Annotated in this window: 16 protein-coding genes and 1 tRNA gene; 10 read left to right on the top strand and 7 right to left on the bottom strand. The window is 60.7% G+C overall.

Annotation, left to right across the window (positions count from 1 at the left end; translation table 11 throughout):
- Window positions 1-10: 10 nt before the first annotated feature.
- The 3 genes from J1C49_RS14600 to J1C49_RS14590 are packed head-to-tail and all read right to left on the bottom strand — an operon-like array spanning window position 11 to window position 3,158.
- Complete coding sequence (locus J1C49_RS14600; RefSeq protein ID WP_227446574.1) at window positions 11-919, bottom strand: ABC transporter ATP-binding protein; 909 nt, start codon at window positions 917-919, stop codon at window positions 11-13.
- Window positions 920-929: 10 nt separating this feature from the next.
- Entirely contained in the window at window positions 930-1,766 is an 837-nt protein-coding gene (gene ntrB, locus J1C49_RS14595; protein ID WP_227446573.1) for a nitrate ABC transporter permease, read from the bottom strand.
- A gap of 3 nt (window positions 1,767-1,769) precedes the next feature.
- Complete coding sequence (locus J1C49_RS14590) at window positions 1,770-3,158, bottom strand: CmpA/NrtA family ABC transporter substrate-binding protein (protein WP_227446572.1); 1,389 nt, start codon at window positions 3,156-3,158, stop codon at window positions 1,770-1,772.
- 215 nt (window positions 3,159-3,373) lie between these two features.
- On the opposite strand from J1C49_RS14590, the gene J1C49_RS14585 reads away from it, so the two are divergent.
- Window positions 3,374-5,218 carry a sigma 54-interacting transcriptional regulator gene (locus tag J1C49_RS14585; protein WP_227446571.1) on the top strand — a complete coding sequence of 615 codons (1,845 nt, stop codon included), beginning with the start codon at window positions 3,374-3,376 and terminating at the stop codon, window positions 5,216-5,218.
- 2 nt (window positions 5,219-5,220) lie between these two features.
- On the top strand, window positions 5,221-5,364 hold the full coding sequence (locus J1C49_RS14580; RefSeq protein ID WP_227446570.1) for a hypothetical protein: 144 nt from the start codon (window positions 5,221-5,223) through the stop codon (window positions 5,362-5,364).
- Window positions 5,365-5,399: 35 nt separating this feature from the next.
- Here J1C49_RS14580 and J1C49_RS14575 read toward each other — a convergent pair whose 3' ends face one another.
- The gene (locus J1C49_RS14575) at window positions 5,400-6,287 is read right to left on the bottom strand and encodes a LysR substrate-binding domain-containing protein (RefSeq protein ID WP_227446569.1); all 888 of its coding nucleotides are present in this window, start codon (window positions 6,285-6,287) and stop codon (window positions 5,400-5,402) included.
- Window positions 6,288-6,536: 249 nt separating this feature from the next.
- Between J1C49_RS14575 and J1C49_RS14570 the strand changes: the two genes are divergently transcribed.
- From J1C49_RS14570 to selD, 4 genes are all read left to right on the top strand, one after another.
- A complete protein-coding gene (locus J1C49_RS14570) occupies window positions 6,537-9,005 on the top strand; it encodes an FAD-dependent oxidoreductase (protein WP_227446568.1) in 2,469 nt (822 codons plus the stop codon).
- A gap of 338 nt (window positions 9,006-9,343) precedes the next feature.
- A complete protein-coding gene (locus tag J1C49_RS14565; RefSeq protein ID WP_227446567.1) occupies window positions 9,344-10,528 on the top strand; it encodes a M24 family metallopeptidase in 1,185 nt (394 codons plus the stop codon).
- Between the two features lies 1 nt (window position 10,529).
- The gene (gene argE / locus J1C49_RS14560; protein WP_227446566.1) at window positions 10,530-11,690 is read left to right on the top strand and encodes an acetylornithine deacetylase; all 1,161 of its coding nucleotides are present in this window, start codon (window positions 10,530-10,532) and stop codon (window positions 11,688-11,690) included.
- A gap of 219 nt (window positions 11,691-11,909) precedes the next feature.
- A complete protein-coding gene (gene selD / locus J1C49_RS14555) occupies window positions 11,910-14,036 on the top strand; it encodes a selenide, water dikinase SelD (RefSeq protein WP_227446565.1) in 2,127 nt (708 codons plus the stop codon).
- On the opposite strand, the gene mnmH is transcribed toward selD, so the two are convergent.
- Window positions 14,018-15,076 (bottom strand): tRNA 2-selenouridine(34) synthase MnmH, encoded by a 1,059-nt coding sequence (gene mnmH / locus J1C49_RS14550; protein WP_227446564.1) that lies wholly within the window; start codon window positions 15,074-15,076, stop codon window positions 14,018-14,020. The two genes, selD and mnmH, sit on opposite strands and share 19 nt — an antisense overlap.
- Before the next feature lie 148 nt (window positions 15,077-15,224).
- Between mnmH and J1C49_RS14545 the strand changes: the two genes are divergently transcribed.
- A tRNA-Phe gene (locus J1C49_RS14545) sits at window positions 15,225-15,299 on the top strand.
- A 66-nt stretch (window positions 15,300-15,365) separates the two neighbouring features.
- Here the strand turns inward: J1C49_RS14545 and J1C49_RS14540 are convergent.
- Window positions 15,366-16,544, bottom strand: a complete 1,179-nt coding sequence (locus tag J1C49_RS14540; protein WP_227446563.1) for a site-specific integrase — start codon at window positions 16,542-16,544, stop codon at window positions 15,366-15,368.
- Between the two features lie 12 nt (window positions 16,545-16,556).
- Window positions 16,557-17,096, bottom strand: a complete 540-nt coding sequence (locus J1C49_RS14535) for a hypothetical protein (RefSeq protein WP_227446562.1) — start codon at window positions 17,094-17,096, stop codon at window positions 16,557-16,559.
- 125 nt (window positions 17,097-17,221) lie between these two features.
- Between J1C49_RS14535 and J1C49_RS14530 the strand changes: the two genes are divergently transcribed.
- The 3 genes from J1C49_RS14530 to xerC are packed head-to-tail and all read left to right on the top strand — an operon-like array spanning window position 17,222 to window position 19,038.
- The gene (locus J1C49_RS14530) at window positions 17,222-17,470 is read left to right on the top strand and encodes an AlpA family transcriptional regulator (RefSeq protein WP_227446561.1); all 249 of its coding nucleotides are present in this window, start codon (window positions 17,222-17,224) and stop codon (window positions 17,468-17,470) included.
- A 10-nt stretch (window positions 17,471-17,480) separates the two neighbouring features.
- The gene (locus tag J1C49_RS21975; RefSeq protein WP_370639420.1) at window positions 17,481-17,945 is read left to right on the top strand and encodes a helix-turn-helix domain-containing protein; all 465 of its coding nucleotides are present in this window, start codon (window positions 17,481-17,483) and stop codon (window positions 17,943-17,945) included.
- A 16-nt stretch (window positions 17,946-17,961) separates the two neighbouring features.
- Window positions 17,962-19,038, top strand: a complete 1,077-nt coding sequence (gene xerC, locus J1C49_RS14525; RefSeq protein WP_227446560.1) for a tyrosine recombinase XerC — start codon at window positions 17,962-17,964, stop codon at window positions 19,036-19,038.
- Window positions 19,039-19,212 lie beyond the last annotated feature (174 nt).

Genomic DNA, 19,212 nt, shown 5'->3' with positions numbered 1-19,212 from the left:
CCGGACCTGCTCAGGTATTGACCGCCCGCAAGGGCGGCGGCGCGCTGCCTTCCGTGGCGGTTTCGGTCTCGGACACGTCGATCCGGACGGTCTCTGGCCGTTGATCGGGGACATCGCTCTGCTGTCCGGCGAGTTCCTTGGAGCGCTGGCCAAGGAATTGCACAAGGTGGTTGCGGATCGCGTAGTAGTTTGGATGTTCCACGATCTCGGTTCGGCTGCGGGGGCGCGGTATGGTGATCTCCACGGATTCCGCCACCCGCGCAAAGGGCCCGTTGGTCATGAGCAGGATGCGATCGGCGAGCAAGATCGCCTCGTCAATGTCATGCGTGATCATGAACACGGTCTGTTCCGTCCCGCTCCAGATCTTCAGCAGCTCCTCTTGGATGGTGCCACGGGTCAGGGCATCGAGCGCGCCAAAAGGCTCGTCGAGCAACAGCAGCTTTGGGTGGTTGGCAAAGGCGCGAGCAATGGACACCCTCTGTCGCATGCCGCCGGACAACTGGCTGGGCTTGCGGTAAACCACGTCACCCTCAAGCCCGACCTTTGCCAGAAAGTCCCGCGCATGCGCTTCGACCTTGTCGGCAGACCAGGACGGATAGCGCGCCTTGATCCCGAACGTCACGTTCTTGAGCGCGGACAGCCATGGCAGCAGGGAGTAGTTCTGAAAGACCACGCCGCGGTCCAAGGAGGGGCCGGAAACGGCAAATCCGTCCATCTTGACCACGCCGGAAGTCGGCTCGGCCAACCCGGCGAGGATATTCATGATGGTAGACTTGCCGCATCCGGAATGGCCGAGGATACAGACGAATTCGCCTTTCTCGATGCCGAAACTGGCATTCTCGAAGACAGTCAGGGTGCCGCCCTGACCATCCGGGTATTGCTGGGTCAGCCGCTCGATGCTGAGAAACGGTTTGGACATGAGGAACACCTTATTCTGCGTAGGCAACAGCGCGCTGGAGCACGCCGAAGACGGCATCCAGCATCATGCCGACAACGCCGATCATGAGGATTGAGAAGATGACGGAGGTCAGGTCGAGATTGTTCCACTCGTTCCAGACATAGTAGCCGATCCCTGTGCCACCGACGAGCATCTCTGCGGCGACGATCACCAGCCAGGCGATACCGATGGAGATGCGCATACCGGTCACGATTGTCGGTGCGGCGGCTGGCAGGATCACGGTGAAGGCCGTCTTGAGAGCGCCCAGCTCGTGGGTTCGGGCCACATTGACCCAGTCCTCTCGCACGCCCGCGACGCCGAAGGCGGTGTTGAGCAGCATCGGCCATATCGAACACACGAAGATGACAAAAATCGCCGAGGCCTCGCTGTCCTGAATGATGAACAACGCCAGCGGCATCCATGCCAGAGGCGAGATCGGCCGCAGAACCTGAATGAACGGGTTGAATGCCTTGTAAGCTGTCTGGCTCATGCCGATGAGAAAGCCCAACGGGATCGCGACCAGCGCCGCGAGGAAGTAGCCCGACAGAACACGATAGATCGAATAGCCGATCTGGATGCCGATGCCCTTGTCATTGGGGCCGGCGTCATAAAACGGGTTTGACAGTTCCTGCCAGGCTTTCACGATCACCTGGCTGGGCGGCGGCACGCCAGCCTTCTGGGCACCGCCGCCGGTCAGGCGTTCGTATTCCGTGAGCTCGCCGGCGGCTTTCTGTGCCGGGATGGCGGCCTCCCAGATCAGGAGGCCGACAACCAGCATGACAATCGACAAGATCGCGGCGCGCTTGTTGACTGAAAGATTGTCCAACATCGGTTACCCTTTCCCGATCGGGAAGCTGGACACATAGGCTTCCGGTTCCGCGGGATCGAATGTCTTGCCCATGATGGTGTGTGATTTGTACGTGATGTCCGGCGCGTCGTATCCGAGCTCTTCCATCACCTTCTTTGCGTCGGCTGCGAGATAGACCTGCTCGGCCACGCCACGGTAGTCCACGTCGCCCTCGATATAGCCCCAGCGCTTCATCTGGGTGAGGATCCACACGCCCATCGAGTGCCACGGGAAGGGGTCGAAGTCGATCCGGTCCGGCACACGCTGCACCTCGCCCAGACCATCGGCAAATGTGCCGGTCAGAACCTGCTCGATCACCGGGACCGGCTGGTTGAGGTAGTTCGTCGGTGCGATGGCTTCCGAAATTTCCTTCCGGTTGTCCGGGTTCGAGGCGTATTGCGTTGCGTCGATAATGGATTTCAGCAACGCGCCGTAGGTGTTCGGCAACTCGGTTGCAAAGCTCAGAGGCGCGGCAAACGCACAGCACGGATGGCCTTCCCAGATGTCCTTGGTCAGAAGGTGGATAAAGCCGATGCCTTCCCAGACGGCACGCTGATTGAACGGGTCGGGCGAGAGATAGCCGTCGAGGTTTCCTGCGCGCAGGTTGGCGACCATTTCCGGCGGCGGCACCACGCGGATCTGGATGTCCACATCCGGGTCCAGACCGAATTCCGCAACGTAGTAGCGCAGCAGGAAGTTGTGCATCGAATATTCGAACGGCACGCCGAAGGTGAAGCCCTTCCACTGTTTCGGGTCCCGCTTGTCGAGGTGCTCATTGGACAGGACTATGGCCTGACCGTTGATGTTTTCCACCGCGGGCATGATGTAGGGTTCGGCGACGGATCCGGCCCCGAGCGTCATGGCCAGCGGCATCGGCGTCAGCATGTGGCTGGCGTCGTATTCACCGGACAGGGATTTGTCGCGCGCCACGGCCCAGCCAGCGGTCTTGATGACCTGCGCGTTCAATCCGTAGCGCTCGTAGAAACCGAGCGGTTGCGCCATGATGATCGGTGTTGCGCAGGTGATCGGAACGAACCCGATGTTGAGGTCGGTCTTTTCCGGCGGTCCCAGTTCGTCGAGAATGGCGGCTTTTGCCTCGTTCAATGGAAAGACCGAGGCGAGCGCTGCCGCAACGGTGGACCCGCCGAGCATGCCCATGAAGGATCGCCGTCCGATGTCGTTGTGGCCAAACACGGACCGGACGACCGCGCTTTCAACCGCGCGTTCCAACATGTCTTCCGCGGACATGCGTGTGGGTTCGACATGGTCCTTGTCATGGCCATGGCCAGACAGACAGCTGTCGCAACCACAGTCGGCACCATGCCGCAGATCGGTCTTTTCGGAATACGGATTTCCAAGGCTCTTGATCGTCATGGGACTTCCCTCTGTCGGAGTTGTTGACCCCATGATGGAAGACAGACCGCATGGATGAAACCCGGCGCACAAAATTTGGGCGTCAAGTAAAGTGTAATATTAACAGTGATTTATGTCCTTACTGCCTCGTGCATAATTACGAAATATTATAATTTACGAAATATCGTTAGCTTCTGCCGCATTGCAGCGTTATGCTTGGGGTCGAGGTGGCGCACATGGACAAAACCGATTCTCTCTTGGCGGCTTTTCCCCAGCCGGCGTTGGTGCTGGACACCGCGCGGGATCTTGTCGTGGACTGGAACCCGGAAGCGGCCCGGCTGCTGGCCGGAAGCACCGATGCCAAGCCAAAACCCTTCTCCCGATACCTTGGAAAAGCGCTCTCTCAATTCGTGGTCTTTCTCGATGAGGTGGATCACCGGGGAACGGGCTGGACGCGCGACGTCATCCTGACCGGTCCGGGTGGCCACGGGCTCAAATGTGAATTGATGGCGCGTCCCGTGACAGGCAAGCCGGGCTGGATCATGCTGAGCCTCGCGGACCTCACCGAGCTGGAGCGCCGCGCCGAACAGGCGGCCGCGGCGGAAACCTTTCGCGCGGGCCTGATTGAATGGAAGCGCACGGAAACCTTCTTTGCGGAGCTGGAACGCCAGAACCAGCTGATTTTGAACGCGGCGGGGGAGGGCATTTACGGGGTGAACGCCGAGGGCAAAACCACCTTTGTGAACCGGGCCGCGCAAGACATGCTCGGCTGGACCATCGAGGACCTGCTCGGCAAGGACATTCATTCGATGATCCACCATCATCATCTGAACGGGGAGGTTTACCCGTCGCATGATTGTCCCATCTACCGCTCTTTCCGGTTCGAACAGGTCAATCGTATCGAGGATGAGGTGTTCTGGCGAAAGGATGGCAAGCCGATCCGCGTGGAATACGTCTCGACGCCGATCTATGATCAGCAGATCCTCGCCGGAGCAGTGGTAATCTTTCGAGATATCACCGAGCGCAAGGAAAACGAGCGCAAGCTTCGGGACGCGCTTTCGGAAGTTGCTGCTCTGCGTGACAGGCTGGAACAGGAAAACGCCTATCTGCAGGAAGCCATTTCCACGGCCCGTGCGCATCACGACATCATCGGAGTCTCTCCTGCGATCCGCCAGACGATCACCCGGATCGATCTCGTGGCGAAAACGGAAGCCACCGTGCTGATCAGCGGCGAAACCGGAACGGGTAAATCGCTGGTGGCGGCGGCGATCCACAAGGCAAGTCCAAGGGCGCGCCGTCCCTTGATCCATTTCAAATGCAGCTCGGTCTCCCCGGAGCAGGTGGAGGCGGAGCTGTTCGGGCAGGTGCGCGGCGCTCCGAACGGCGCGACCCGCGACAAGGCCGGCAAACTCGAACTGGCGCATGGCGGCACGCTGTTTCTTGACGATGTGGAAGAACTGCCTTTCGAGATTCAGGGCAAGCTGCTGGCGGCTTTGCAAACGAAGGCGGTCACCCGGATCGGTGACACACGCGAAAAGCCGCTCGACATCCGCGTGATTGCGTCCACGGCCTTGTCGGACGCGCAGGCGCGCCGCTCGACAACGCTGCGCGAAGATCTGCATCTGTTTCTCAACGTGTTTCCAATCGCCTGCGTGCCGTTGCGCGACCGGCAGGAAGACATTCCGCTCCTGGCGGTGCATCTGCTCAAGCTGGCGTGCGCCCGTCTGAACCGTCCCGAGCCTGTGCTGACCGAAGGCGTGGTGCAACAGCTGCAAGCCTACGAATGGCCGGGCAATGTGCGTGAATTGCACAATGTCATGGAGCGCGCGGCGATCGTGTCGCAAGACCGCAAACTGGTTGTCGAGATGGCGGGCGCAGCACCGGAGCAGTCCGCGAGCACCGCGTTCCGGACAGAAGCGCAAATGCAGGCCTTGGCGCGCGAAAACACGCTTGCGGCGTTGCGTGAAACGGGTGGGCGGGTCTCCGGCAGCACGGGAGCAGCGGCGTTGCTGGGGATCAAGCCAACAACGCTTTATTCCCGGCTGCGCACGATGCAGATCTCCAAAGAGGAATGGACCTGAGCATGGCGCTGACCGCACAGGGCCGTGGGCTGTCGATCACCGGCGCCAGAAAGCATCGTCGCGAGGGACCGGAAGCCGAGCATGCACCAACACTCAAACCGGACCACTCGATGGGGACAGCCCGTCGCAACACCGGGTTTTCCTGACAGAACCGGCGCCGCTTCCGCCTGATGCGTTGCCGCTAAGGCAAGATGGACGGTGCATCCTGCGTCGCCGGTGTGCTTGCCACCCAGTCGCGCACGATCTGAGCCTTTGGTTGAAGGGGGCGCTCCCTGGACCAGACGAGATAGAACCCGCGCCCGGTCTTCCACGCCCAGTCGGGGCGGGCAACCAGCATGTCTTGTTGAACGAGCGGCTCGACAACGTGATGCCAGCCAAAGGCGAACCCTTCGCCCGCCAAGGCGGCCTGAAGCACCATCGCGTAGTCGTTCAGACGCAAGCCGCTGCGCGGGGGCTGTTCGTGAATGCCGAACTGGCGGAACCATTGCGCCCAGGACGGGCGTGCCCGAATGGGTTCTTCGAGGTGAATCAGGCGCTGGCGCAACAGGTCTGAAACGGCGTGCAGGGGGGCGGCCGCCTTCATCACGCGCGGTGCGGCCACGGGGTAGATGATCTCATCCGCCAGAAAGACGCTGTCGCATCCGGGCCATTGCCCCGTGCCAAGGCGGACGGCAAGGCTGATCGGTTCGGTGTTCAGATCGGGCTCGCGGTCGCTTGATTGCAGGCGCAGGTCAATATCTGGATGGTTGCGTTGAAACCGCCCCAGCCGCGGCAGCATCCAGTAATGGTTGAACGCAGACGAGGCGCTCAGGGTGACGTGGTCGCTGTTTGCGGTCTGCCGGATCGTCGTGGCGGCGTCGTCGAGCAGTTTGAAGGCGCGGGTCACATCGGCGAAAAGCCGGTCACCCGCATGGGTCAGACTTATGCGACGATGGCTTCTCTGAAAGAGCGATACGCCAAGCGCCATCTCAAGTTGCTTGATGGAGGCGCTGACAGACGGTTGCTGAACGTTCAGTTCTTGGGCGGCCAATGTGAAGGAGCTGCGCCTTGCGGCGACTTCGAACACCATGAGGTGCCGGGGTGATGCCAGATGAGACCAAAGGTTTTGCATAATTTGAAACTATCCAAAGCATTGAATTTATCAACCGTCACAGGCCCGCATCGATCGCGCTATGCATGACAGGTGCCTGTCGGCCCGGTTGCGGAGGCGCGGCCCCGGATCGGTGGTGCGTAAGGCCGCACAGCGGGGCGCGCCCGGACGGCGCATGCGGCGCGCTCACAGGCAAACGCGGTGTCGGCAAAGAAGAGGATGAACGCCATGCCCGAGATCCAGAAGGATGAAGCAGCCACCGGCAAGCCGCTCCCATCCCATGCCAAGGTCGCCATTATCGGGGGTGGTGTTGTCGGCTGTTCGATCCTCTTCCATCTCGCCAAATTCGGCTGGAAGGACGTGGTGCTGCTAGAACGCGATGAGCTGACCTCCGGGTCAAGCTGGCACGCCGCGGGCCAGATCCACACCATCAGCTCCGACCCCAACATCTCGCGCCTGCAAAGCTATACAATCGATCTCTACAAGGAGATTGAGGAAACCTCCGGCCATTCGGTCGGCCTGCATATCACGGGCGGGTTCTATGCCGCCTCGACGAAGGAATGGTATGACTATCTCAAGCGCGAGCGGTCCAAAGCCCGCTACATGGGGTTGGATCAGGAATTCATTTCGCCGAAAGAACTGGCGGAGCGGCACCCGCTGATCGACCCTCGGCATTACCATGCCGCCCTGTGGGATGACCAGGACGGCGATCTTGATCCATCCGGTGCCACCTATGCCTTTGCCAAGGCCGCCCGCGTGCATGGCGCGCAGTATTTCACGCATTGCGGCGTCACGGCGATTGCGCAGCGCCCGGACGGGTCATGGGACCTGAGCACGCCGCGGGGCATGATCAACGCGGAACAGATCGTCAATTGCGGCGGCCTTTGGGCGCGGGAGGTGGGGCAGATGACGGGTGTGCACCTGCCTGTGCAGCCGATGGAGCATCACTACCTGATCACCGACACGATCCCGGTGATCGCGGAGCGCATGGCCGATATGGGCGAGGCCGGGCGTCTTCCGGCGGGGATAGATTACGAGGCCAATATCTACTTCCGTCAGGAGCGCCATGGCATGCTGCTCGGCACCTATGAGCCCAAATCGACGCCTTGGAAGGTTCACGGCACACCGTGGGATTTCGGTCATGAGCTGTTGCCGCCCGACCTCGATCGCATCGCGGACCGGTTGGAGATGTCTTTCGAGCGCATCCCGACAATCGGGGAGGCGGGGATCAAGGACATGATCAACGGTCCCTTCACCTTCGGTCCGGATGGAAACCCGATGATTGGCCCGGTGCCCGGGATGAAGAACTACTGGGTTGCGGTCGGGGTCATGGCCGGTTTCTGTCAAGGTGGCGGCGTCGGGCTTACCATGGCCGAATGGATGATCAACGGTGAGCCGTCAATCGATGTCTGGGCCATGGATGTGGCGCGGTTCGGCGATTTTGCGACCCCGGATTGGGGCACCATCAAATCGTCCGAAAATTACGAACGCCGCTTCGTGATGACGTTTCCGAACGAGACCTTGCCCAAGGGCCGGATGCAGAAGACCACGGCGCTCCATGATCGGCTCGTCGCCCGGGGGGCGCTGATGGGGCAGAGTTTTGGCCTTGAGCATGCGCTTTGGTTTGCCGATGACCCCCAGGATGCCCATGAAACCCCGACCTTCGAGCGCAATCGCAGCCATGACTACGTCGCGCGTGAGGTGCATGCGGTGCAGGAGGCCGTGGGCGGGATCGAGATCGCCAATTTCGCCAAGCATGAATTCAAAGGCCCCGGCGCGCGCGCCTATCTGGATCATGTGCTGGCTGGTCATCTGCCGAAACCGGGGCGCTTGACGCTGACCCCCATGCTCACGCCGAGGGGTAAACTCTACGGTGACCTGACGGTGGCCTGTCTTGCTGAAGGTCACTTCATGCTGTTTGGCTCGGGTGCGATGCAGGAAGCGCACAGGCGGTGGTTCGAAAAGGATCTGCCTGCCGATGTGGCCTATGCCAATATGTCCGACGATTGGCACGGCATCGCGTTGTCCGGGCCGAAGTCCCGCGCCCTGTTGGCGCGGCTCACCCGCGATGACGTGAGTGCCGAGGCATTCCGATTCCGTGACCTGCGCCAGACCTTTGTGGGGGGCGTGCCCGTGATCCTGAACCGGATCAGCTTCTCCGGGGAACTGGGGTATGAGATCTATTGCAAGCCGCCCTTTCTTTTGCGCCTTGCCGAAGCGATCGAGGCGGCCGGTGCGGATCTGGGCTATCGCTGGTACGGGGCGCGGGCGCTGATGTCGATGCGCCTTGAAAAGGGGTGGGGCGTCTGGACGCTGGAATACCGCCCCGATTTTGATGCCGTCGCCGCCGGGATGGACGGGTTCATCAACTGGAAGAAAGACTTTGTTGGCAAGGCAGCCACGCAAGCCATCCGCGCCGCTGGACCGAAACAGAGGCTGGTCACGCTGACCATCGCCGTGGACGGGATCGACGTGAGCGGTGACGAGGCAATCCTGAGGGACGGCGTCGCGGTGGGCTACGTATCATCCGGCGGCTATGGTCATCGTCTGGGGGTATCCATGGCCATGGGCTACGTCGCTGCCGAGCACGCGGCTCCGGGGCGCAGGCTTCAGGTCGAGATTCTGGGCGAGCTCCATGACGCGGAGGTGGTTGACGGCGCGCTCTACGATCCCACCGGCGCGAAGATGAGACAGTGACATGCAACCCGTGTCGGAGCGTGACAGCCGATCAGCCCCGATTTTGACGCAGGCGGTTCGAACCTGAAATGGCATCGTTTTCGCGTGCGCCGGCTATGATCAGGAGCGCACCGGACCAGAGCACAGCCGGAGCGTATCCCGTGTGCGTGCCCCGTTTGCACCCCCTGTGCGTGGCCTTTTCGGAGTGTCTCAGGCATGCCGTGTCGTTCGGCACACAGAGAGTGTCGCCGCGCAAAAAGACGTGCGCAGACCCGCGCGCAAGTCTAGGCTTGGAGTTGAGGCCGCCGCACCGGTCAATCAATCCCGCGCCACCTGTTTGAAAACAAGGGAACCTGTTGATGCCAAAGGGGTATGCTCCATTCAGTGATGCGGAATATGCGCGTCGGATTGCCAAAACCCGCACCGCCATGGAACGGGCCGGTGTCGATGTGCTTTTTGTCACGGATCCGTCAAACCAGGCCTGGCTGACCGGCTATGACGGCTGGTCCTTCTATGTCCATCAGGGCGTGTTGCTGGGGCAGGAGGGCGCGCCGGATTGGTGGGGCCGTTTCATGGATGCGTTCGGGGCCAAACGCACGGTCTGGATGGAAGAGGCGCATATCCACGGCTATGCGGATACCTTTGTGCAATCGACGACCCGCCACCCGATGCAGGATCTTGCCGAGCTGCTCAAGGCCCGTGGCTTCGAACGCGCGCGGATCGGCATCGAGATGGAGAACTATTACTATTCTGCGAAGGCGCACGAGGTTCTGACACGGGCGCTGCCCGAGGCGGAATTCGTAGATGCGACGGCGTTGGTGAATTGGCAACGGGCCGTCAAGTCTGATGCCGAACTGGATTTCATCCGCCGCGCGGCGCGCATCTCTGAAAAGATCGTGACAACCGCCATCGATCGGGCCGAGCCCGGCAAACGCAAAAACGAGCTTGTGGGAGACATCCTTCAGGCGAGCGCCTATGGCGTTGGAGGCGATTGGGGCGATTACCCCGCGATTGTGCCGTTGACACCGTCCGGGCTCGATGCAACCGCGCCGCATCTGACGTGGAATGGCGACGAGATGCGCACCGGGGAGGCGACATTCTTTGAACTGTCGGGTTGTTACAGGCGCTACCATGCGCCGTGCTGCAGGACTGTTCACCTTGGCACGCCACCGGCGGAGATGCTTGCCGCCTCCGAAGCGCTGAGCGCCGGGCTCGAAGCAGGGCTTGAGGCGGCCCGGGCGGGCAACCGGGCCTGCGACATCGCCAATGCGCTGACCGCCGAATTGGCGCGCGCCGGGATTGATCGCACCGGGCGCTGCGGCTACCCGATCGGTCTCAGCTATCCGCCCGACTGGGGAGAGCGGACGATCAGCCTGCGCGCGAGCGACGAGACGGTGCTTGAACCGGGCATGACCTTTCATTTCATGCCGGGCCTCTGGATGGACGATTGGGGGCTTGAAACCACCGAGACGATTCTCATCAGGGAGACTGGCGCGGCGGAAGCCCTGTGCACCGTGCCGCGGCAGCTTTTCGTTAAGGACTGATATGGATCAGCTAGAAGACACCATTTCGCTTTTGAATGAGCTTATCGCGTTTCCTACGGTCTCGTCTGACAGCAATCTCGACATGATTGCCAATCTCGCCAACTGGCTTGAGGACGCCGGAGCGCGGGTTGATCTGTTTCACAACGAAGAGGGCAGCAAGGCCAACCTCTTTGCGACCATCGGCCCGGACGCCGATGGCGGGATCGTGCTGTCTGGGCACAGCGATGTGGTTCCCGTCACGGATCAGGACTGGACGCATGATCCGTTCGACATGATCCGGCGGGATGCCAAGCTTTTCGGTCGCGGCAGCTGTGACATGAAGGGGTTCATCGCGGCGGCGGTCACAATGGCTCCCTATTATGCGCAGGTGGTGCGAAACCGGCCGGTGCATTTCGCCTTCACTTATGAAGAAGAGGTCGGCTGTGTGGGGGCGCAAGCGCTGGCCGACAGCCTGCGTGCAAAGGGGCTTTCGCCCTCTGTTGCGATCATCGGCGAGCCCACGGAGATGCGGATCATCGAGGGGCACAAGGGCTGTTGTGAATATACGACCCATTTCGAGGGGCTTGCCGGGCATGGTTCCGCGCCGGATCAGGGTGTCAACGCGGTGGAATATGCCGTGCGCTATGTCGCGCGCCTGATGGAACTGCGCGAAATCCTCAAGGCGCGTGCGCCGAAAACCAGCCGGTTTGATCCGCCCTGGACCACGATCAACACGGGCGCGTTGCATGGCGGGATCGCGCATAACGTCATCGCGGATCACGCCATCGTCGAATGGGAAATGCGCCCCGTGCAGGCAAATGATGGCGCCTTTGTGCGCGAGGATCTGCGAACCTATGTGCATGAGATCCTTTTGCCGCAGATGCAGGCGGTCTGCCCCGAGGCCCGGATCCATACGGAGGTCATCGGCGAGGTGGATGGGTTGGAACCCGTGCCGGGCAATGAAGCACGGCGCATTCTTGCGGAACTGACATGCAGCGACAGTGCCGATGTCGTCGCCTTCGGGACGGAGGCGGGCATCTTTCAAGCGCTTGGCATGGATGTGGTCGTCTGTGGCCCGGGCTCGATCTCGCAGGCCCACAAGCCTGATGAATATCTTGCAGAAGAGCAGCTTGTCCGCTGTCTTGAGATGTTGACCAGACTGGGCGGCAAGCTGGCCGCCTGAATGCGGAAGGGCTTGTGGCACGTCGGACAACCCGACGCGCACCAAGACCTGGGGTCGTTTCACCCCCCGGCGGGAAACGCGTTTTTCGGGGATGCCGTGCACAGCCGCTGTCCGTTGCCCTTGAACCCAGACAACCGCGTTGCGTCTGGTCGGATCGGCGGCATGGGCGGCGCGATAAAGCTGTGGTAATGCCAGCACGCAACGGTCAGGGAGCGTTTCATGCACAGGTCGGATCTGCCTTTCAGCCGGGATCTCGTTTTGGTCGGGGGTGGTCACACGCATGCGCTTGTGCTGCGTAAATGGGGGATGAACCCGCTACCGGGGGCGCGGGTGACGGTGATCAATCCGGGGCCGACCGCGCCATATTCCGGCATGTTGCCCGGTTTTCTGGCAGGGCACTATACCCGTGAAGCGCTGGATATCGATCTTGTGGCATTGGCACGATTTGCCGGTGCGCGGCTCATTCCTGCCGCCGCAACCGCCCTTGACCTTGATGCCGGAACCATCGCTGTCGCGGGCTATCCGGATATCGGGTTTGACGTGGCCTCGATCGATGTGGGGATCACCAGCGCAATGCCGGACATTCCCGGCTTTGCCGAGCATGGGACACCGGCCAAGCCGCTTGGCCCCTTTGCCGATGCGTGGCGCGATTACCTTGCCGGCACCGGTCCGGCGCGTGTGGTCGTGCTTGGAGGGGGCGTCGCCGGGGTAGAGATCGCCATGGCGCTGGCACATGCGCTTCAAAAGGCGGCGCGCTCTGCGCGCGTCACCGTGGTTGACCGGGGTGCAGTGCTGGAGCATTTGCCCGCGCGTTCCGCCCATAAGCTCAAGCAAGGAATGCTGTCTTTCGGTATCGAGATCCTCGAAAATGCAACCGTCACCCGGATCGCGCCGGACGGTGTTGTGCTGGCTGACGGCAGCAGTGTCGAGGCCGATTTTGTCACCGGCGCGGCGGGCGCGCGACCACACGGGTGGCTCAGCGACTCCGGGCTGGCGCTTCATGATGGCTTCATCCGTGTGGATCAGACGCTTTCCAGCTCCGATGCGCGGGTCTTCGCGGTTGGCGATTGCGCGCATATGACCCACGCCCCGCGGCCCAAAGCCGGTGTCTTTGCAGTCCGTCAGGCTCCCGTTCTGTTCCATAACCTGCGCAGCCGCCTTGCCGGGACGGGCGGCCTCAAGCCCTATCGCCCGCAGCGCGATTATCTCAAGCTGATCTCTATGGGAGACCGCGTGGCCCTTGCCGACCGCTTTGGCATGGCGCCCTCGGGGGGCTGGCTTTGGCGGTGGAAAGACCGGATCGATCAACGTTTCATGGCGCAGTTTCGCGATTTGCCGAAAGCCGCAGCGCCGGTTCTGCCCTGGCCACGTGCCAGCGGGAGCGGTGCGGCGCTGGGCCACAAGCCGCTATGCGGGGGATGCGGCAGCAAGGTCGGACGCGCCAGCCTGATCCGCGCGCTGGGTGATCCCGAAGTTGGCGATGACGCCGCAATTCTGGAAATCGGAGGCGTGCGTCAGGTCATGAGCACAGATCACCTGCGGGCAATGGTTCTGGACCCGATCACCATGACACGCGTGGCCGCGGTGCACGCGCTGGGTGATGTCTGGGCGATGGGAGCACAGCCCCAGGCGGCGACGCTATCGGTCATCCTGCCAAAACAATCGGAAACCCTCGCGGCGCGCAGCCTGTCAGAGATCACGGAAGCGGCGCGCTCCGTGTTCAAGGACGCGGGGGCGCATCTTGCCGGTGGGCACAGCACATTTGGCGCGGAATTGACGATCGGGTTCACCGTGACCGGCCTTTGCACGCGCGATCCGATCCTGTTGAGCGGTGCACAGCCCGGGGATGCGCTCGTTTTGACCAAGCCCCTCGGCACGGGGGTCATTATGGCGGCCGAAATGGCTGGAGAGGCGCAGGGCAGTTGGGTGATCGATGCCTTGTCGACGATGACGCAACCCTCGGATGCCACCTCTGCGGCCTTGTCAAACGCGCATGCCATGACGGATGTGACGGGGTTCGGTCTCGCGGGGCATTTGGAAAACATGTGCGCCGCGTCTGGTGTCGGGGCGGTCATCGACCTCAAGTCGGTTCCGTTCCTCGAAGGCGCCCGTGTTCTTGCGGCGCGCGGCGTTCGATCGTCGCTGTTCGAAGCGAACCGCGTCGTTGCTCCGCACTGGGCGTCGACGCCTGAAACGGATCTGCTGTTTGATCCGCAAACCGGCGGTGGAATGCTCGCCGCCGTGAGCGACGCGCCGGCTGCGCTGGCGGCTCTTGCGTCCCGGCAAGCCCCTGCATGGGTGATCGGCGTTGTGACCGATCGACCCGGTCAGCTGGATATCGCGTGAATTTCTGCCGCCAAGGTTTCTGCCAGCTTGTCGAGGGCGCTGTCATCGAGAGCCGCTGCATGATGGGTGGCGACGACGTTTTGCGCGCTCGACTGGCGTGATTTTACATAGGCCGGATCGTAGTGATCTGCCGCCAAAGATGCACAAAGCGAAACGCGGCGCCCCTCATCGATTAACTCATGCCATTGATCCACAAGCGCATGCCCACGATAGCGACGCAGGTTGTCGAGGGTATCTTTCAGGGCGGGTCCGTCTTCGAGAATATCCGCATAGGTTTCGGCCAGGTAATGCGCGCGGGCATCCAGCGGTGCGGTGATTTCGATCCAGGGTGCGGTCTTCATGGCGTCCCAGACCGATGGCGGGAGGATCCGGGCGCCGATGCGCGAGCTTTCCGCCTCCACCAGCACAGGGCGGGCCGGGTCGAGCCCGTGCAGGGCAGCGATGAGCGCCGTCTCGAAGGCCTTTTGCGACGGTTGCCCACCGGGCAGGTGGCCCAGCAGTGATCCGCGATGCCGCGCCAGACCTTCAAGATCCAGAACCTGCACGCCAAGCGCCGCCAAACGCGGCAGGAGCGCGGTTTTTGCCGTGCCTGTGAAGCCACCCAACTGGACCATGCGATGGTCCAGCGGGGTTTCGTACAACGCTTGTGATACGAGGCGCCGGAATGTCCGATAGCCTCCGGGAACGGTCTCCGCACGCCAACCAATTTCGCGCAGCATCCAGGCAAAGCTTCCGGATCTCTGACCGCCGCGCCAGCAATAGACCAAGGGGCGCCATCCACCGTCAAACTCCGCCAGTGCCGTCTCGACATGATGCGCGGCATTCCGAAAGACCAGGGCTGCACCGAGCTTTCTTGCCTTGAAGGGCGAGACCTGTTTGTAAAGGGTGCCCACCTCGGCGCGTTCCGCGTCGGTGAGGACGGGCAGGTTTATCGCTCCGGGAACGTGATCTTCGGCATATTCCGCGGGGCTGCGGACATCGATCACGGCGTCATACCCATGATCAAAAAACTGCTTCAGGCTTGGAGTCGGTGCTGTCATGCAGGCGGTTTAAGTGGCCGTGCCCCAAGAGGAAAGTGCGCAATCCATGGAAAGCGGGACAGAAGTCTGAAATTCGCGTGAAAACCCTCTGGACACCCTCGCATAGCTCGGATAGACCGCCGCCACCCGAACAGAAATGTTCACCCGTGCCCGGGTAGCTCAGGGGTAGAGCAGTGGATTGAAAATCCTCGTGTCGGTGGTTCGATTCCGCCCCCGGGCACCATTAAAATCAAAGACTTAGACTTTCATTCCTTCGGTGCACTCAAGTGCACGTGTAATTCGTGTGTAATCAGGTCGAACTTTTAGGCTTCAGCCTGCGGATGTTGTCTTCGTGGGTGCGGCTGACCCGCCCTTCCAGTCGATCCATCGCCGCTTCGATGTGCGACCCGCTTTGATGCGCGTAGCGCGCAACCATGGACAATGTCTTGTGACCGGAAATTCGCTGTACTGTGGGCAGGTCTACACCCGCCTGAACCAGATGCGTCACCGCCGTATGGCGAAGCGTGTGAGGCGTGATCTGATTGGGATCAAGCCCAGCGCGTTCAGCGGAACGACGAAAGGCCTTGCGGATAGTATGGACGTGGCCGGTGGCGCTTCCCGGTGAGGGAAACAACCACTCACAGCCCGGCGGCAACATATCCATGCGCCTTCCAAGATAATCGGCCAATTCGCGCGTGATCGGTTGCTCACGAGATCCAGCCTTCGCCTGCGGCACCCAGATCACTCGCTTTCCGACATCGACGTCTTCGCGACGGATCGCGAGGATTTCCGCATGACGCATCCCCGTGTGCAGCCCGACCATGACAAAGGCGTGGACGTTTTCGTTGTGGTCCGATGCTGCCGCTTTCAACAACGCGACGCACTGATCATCCGTCAGGTATACGATCCGCTGGTTATCTTCTTTGAAGCGATTGATCCTGACCGACTTGCTCTTGATCCACTTCCACTCGACGGCTTGGTTCAGCAGGTGTGAAAGTGTGGCCAATTCCCGGTTCACGGTAGCCTTTGCTGCGCCCGCGGCGCGGCGGGCCTTCTTGTAGCGTTCAACGTCAAATGACTCGATGGTACTCAACGGCTTGGCTGCGAGGAACGGAACCAAGTGCTGCCGTAGCTGACGCTCTTTGATGTCGATGTTTTTTCCGTCACTATCCCGAAGCCTCTGTACATAGCGGTCAGCGGCTTCTTCGAACCCCAGTGGCGTCTTACGCCCTGCGGGCAACTCCAAGCGCTGACGCCTTGCATCAGTTCTCGCTTGAGCGATGAAATCTTCCGCCTGCTGCCTCGTCACACCCTCGGACTCTCGTCCGATCACGCGATGAATTCGCCGACGGTCGACCATGATGTTGACCGAATAGACGCCGTCGCCGTTGCCATCCCGTCGAAAGGTGATCCCGTGCTCCGAAATGGAAGCCCCTGACTTCAGAGAACGGATCGCAGGACGTGTGAGCTTTGTGAAGCGAATAGCCATTTCAATGAACCTCTAGAAAAGAATCTCGTCGTCGATGTCTCTACTGGGTGGCGGCGTACCAACTCCGGGAAGGACGTCTGGCTTCTTCTCGCCCATCGCGACCGCAACTAGGTCCTCCCAATATTCGTCAACCCGCTCTCTGATGATGGTGTCCAAACTGACGTTGAAATCCCAATCGTTCCCCCGCCAACGACCGCGCCAGAAATGCCCATTCTCTTCGATCAGCGCCCAAATGTGTTGCTCTTCGAAGGTCAACAACTCCGGAGCGACAATTCCGAGTGATACCAAACGCTGGCTCTCGCGAACGTGCCAAAGTACATCCGCGCGTTCTCCGAAAGTATTCGGCTCATCAAAATCCGAGTTGCGCCACTTGTTGATGACCTGCGTTTGAATGTGTTCGGCCAAAGTCGCCTCAATGAATGACGACTTGGTTCGCCGCTGAGACCGAGCTGCCAACTCACACAGATAATTCAGGCGTGGATCGAGCCGAATCGATACCGTCTCGGTCCTTCCAAGCTTGGAACCTGCACCTTTGGGAGCCTTGATTGCCATGATGTCCTCGTGTCGAAACGTTCCGTCATGATCCATTTTGCACGTTACGTATTGAGTTTCAATACGCACCTTGCTTTTCTTCCCTTGTACCCACTGGCAAAACCTGTTGAGCAAGGAAACAAGCCATGAAGATTGACACTGACACGCAGCGCGTTTTCATCCACCCGGACGGACGGATGGACCGCAAAAACGCGGCCCGCTACCTTGGCTGCTCACCGAAGACGCTCGCTGATTGGGCGATGAAGGGCCAAGGACCGCAGTACGTTCTTTTGGGAGGACGCGCTTTCTACTTCCTTGAGGACTTGCAGTCCTGGATCGCAGCCGCGCCTCGTCTCGCGGGAACCGGCGGTCGGGAAATCCGGGCTAGCGACTAGGGCCGAGACGATGTCGGGAATCAAGAGCCCGGACCGCAGGCGTATCCGAATCCGACGCACCTACTCGGTGCCCGAAGTAGCGGCTCTTCTCGAAGTTCATGTTCACACAGTGCGTCGATGGCTGAAGAACGGGTTGGGTTCGATTGATGGCCAGAACCCAACCCTGATCCACGGTGTAGAGCTTCGGAGATATCTGGACGTGCGTGCCAAAGGCCGGAAGAAAAAGTGTGGCCCGGACGAGATGTACTGCCTTTCATGCCGCGCACCACGCCTGCCAATTCTGGGTTCCGTGCACATAGACGATCTCAACGAGAAAACGGTTCGTCTGGTTGGGGTGTGCTGCACATGTGGCAGGAAAATCTGCCGCGCAGGGAGCGCTTCAAGGCTGCAAGAATACACGGCGTCATTCGGGCCACTCCAGAGGCGGACCCCAAGTCTAAAGGGGAGCAGCATTCCCCTCTTGGATGGTGACTAAAAGGAGCAAGACGAAAATGGACAAGCTCAACGCGGAAAATGAACGGATCAAGCGTGACTACGCTGAGTTCCTGCGCGAAGCGGATCAAAAGTCCGAAGCCACCGTGCGCGGGGTCGAAAAGGCGATCCTGCGCTTCGAGGAGTACACTGGTTTCTGCGACTTTGGACGCTTCAATCGCGATCAGGCGAAAGGCTTCAGGGCGGAGCTGTCCTCCCCCGCCGACGAAAGCGTACGCCTCGGAAACTCGACGGTCCTGTCGACCTTGAAAGCGGTGCAACGGTTCTTCCGGTGGCTGTCAGTACAGCCGGGCTTCAAATCCAAAATCGACACCAACGCCATCGCCTACTTCAACCTCTCAGAAAAAGACATTCGCGCGGCGACATCTTCGCCGACGAAGCCCTCACCGACAATGGACCAATTAAAGCGTGCATTGGCATCGATGCCTTCGGAGACCATTTTGGAGAAGCGGGATCGTGCGGTATTTGCGCTTCTCATGATGACCGGCATCCGCGACAACGCAGCCGCCTCTTTGCTGCTAGGCCATGTGGACATCGAACGCCAGATGATCGTACAAGACCCGAAAACCGTACGCACCAAGAACAGCAAGTTGATCGAGTCGGTACTGTTGCCGCTTGGACCTGAGATTGAAGGCGTTCTGTTCTCTTGGGTCGCCTACCTTCGCGACGAACTCTGGTGGCAGCCCGACGATCCCCTTTTTCCTCAATCGCGGCAGAGGATCGATCCCCTTTTGGGACCGGTGGTAGATGGGGTCAAGCGGCAGGTCTGGTCAAACTCCCAGCCAATTCGGAAAATTTTCATGCGTGCATTTGCTGGCGCTGGCTTGCCCTACTTCACACCGCACCGGGTTCGTAACACTGTCGTTGAATACGCCTACCTCACCTGCAGGACGCCCGAGGAGTTCAAAGCGTTCAGCCAGAATCTCGGGCATGAGAGTGTTGTCACGACGCTGTCGAGCTATGGACAGATACCATTGGTCAGGCAACGGGAACTGATCCGCAACGCGGGAAAAAGCAAGGACTTGGACGGATTGCTGGAACTGCTACTGGAAAAACTGGACCGCGACAAAAAATGAAGGTTCGCCCACGGCGCAACCTTGGATAGTAGGAAATTCTCATGCTAGCGTGCGCCTCAAACGCTGGCGATTTCAAACCGGTGACCTGAGACCCGACTTCCCTCCAGCTTTGCAGAGAATCCGTCGGTTGATTTCTGACCTCATGCGGCCTTGGTTTCCAGTCTCCATTTCATT

The organism is Cognatishimia sp. F0-27 (assembly GCF_020667845.1).
Taxonomy (GTDB): Bacteria; Pseudomonadota; Alphaproteobacteria; order Rhodobacterales; family Rhodobacteraceae; genus JAFMPQ01.
This window is presented reverse-complemented; position numbering and strand designations above follow the sequence as displayed.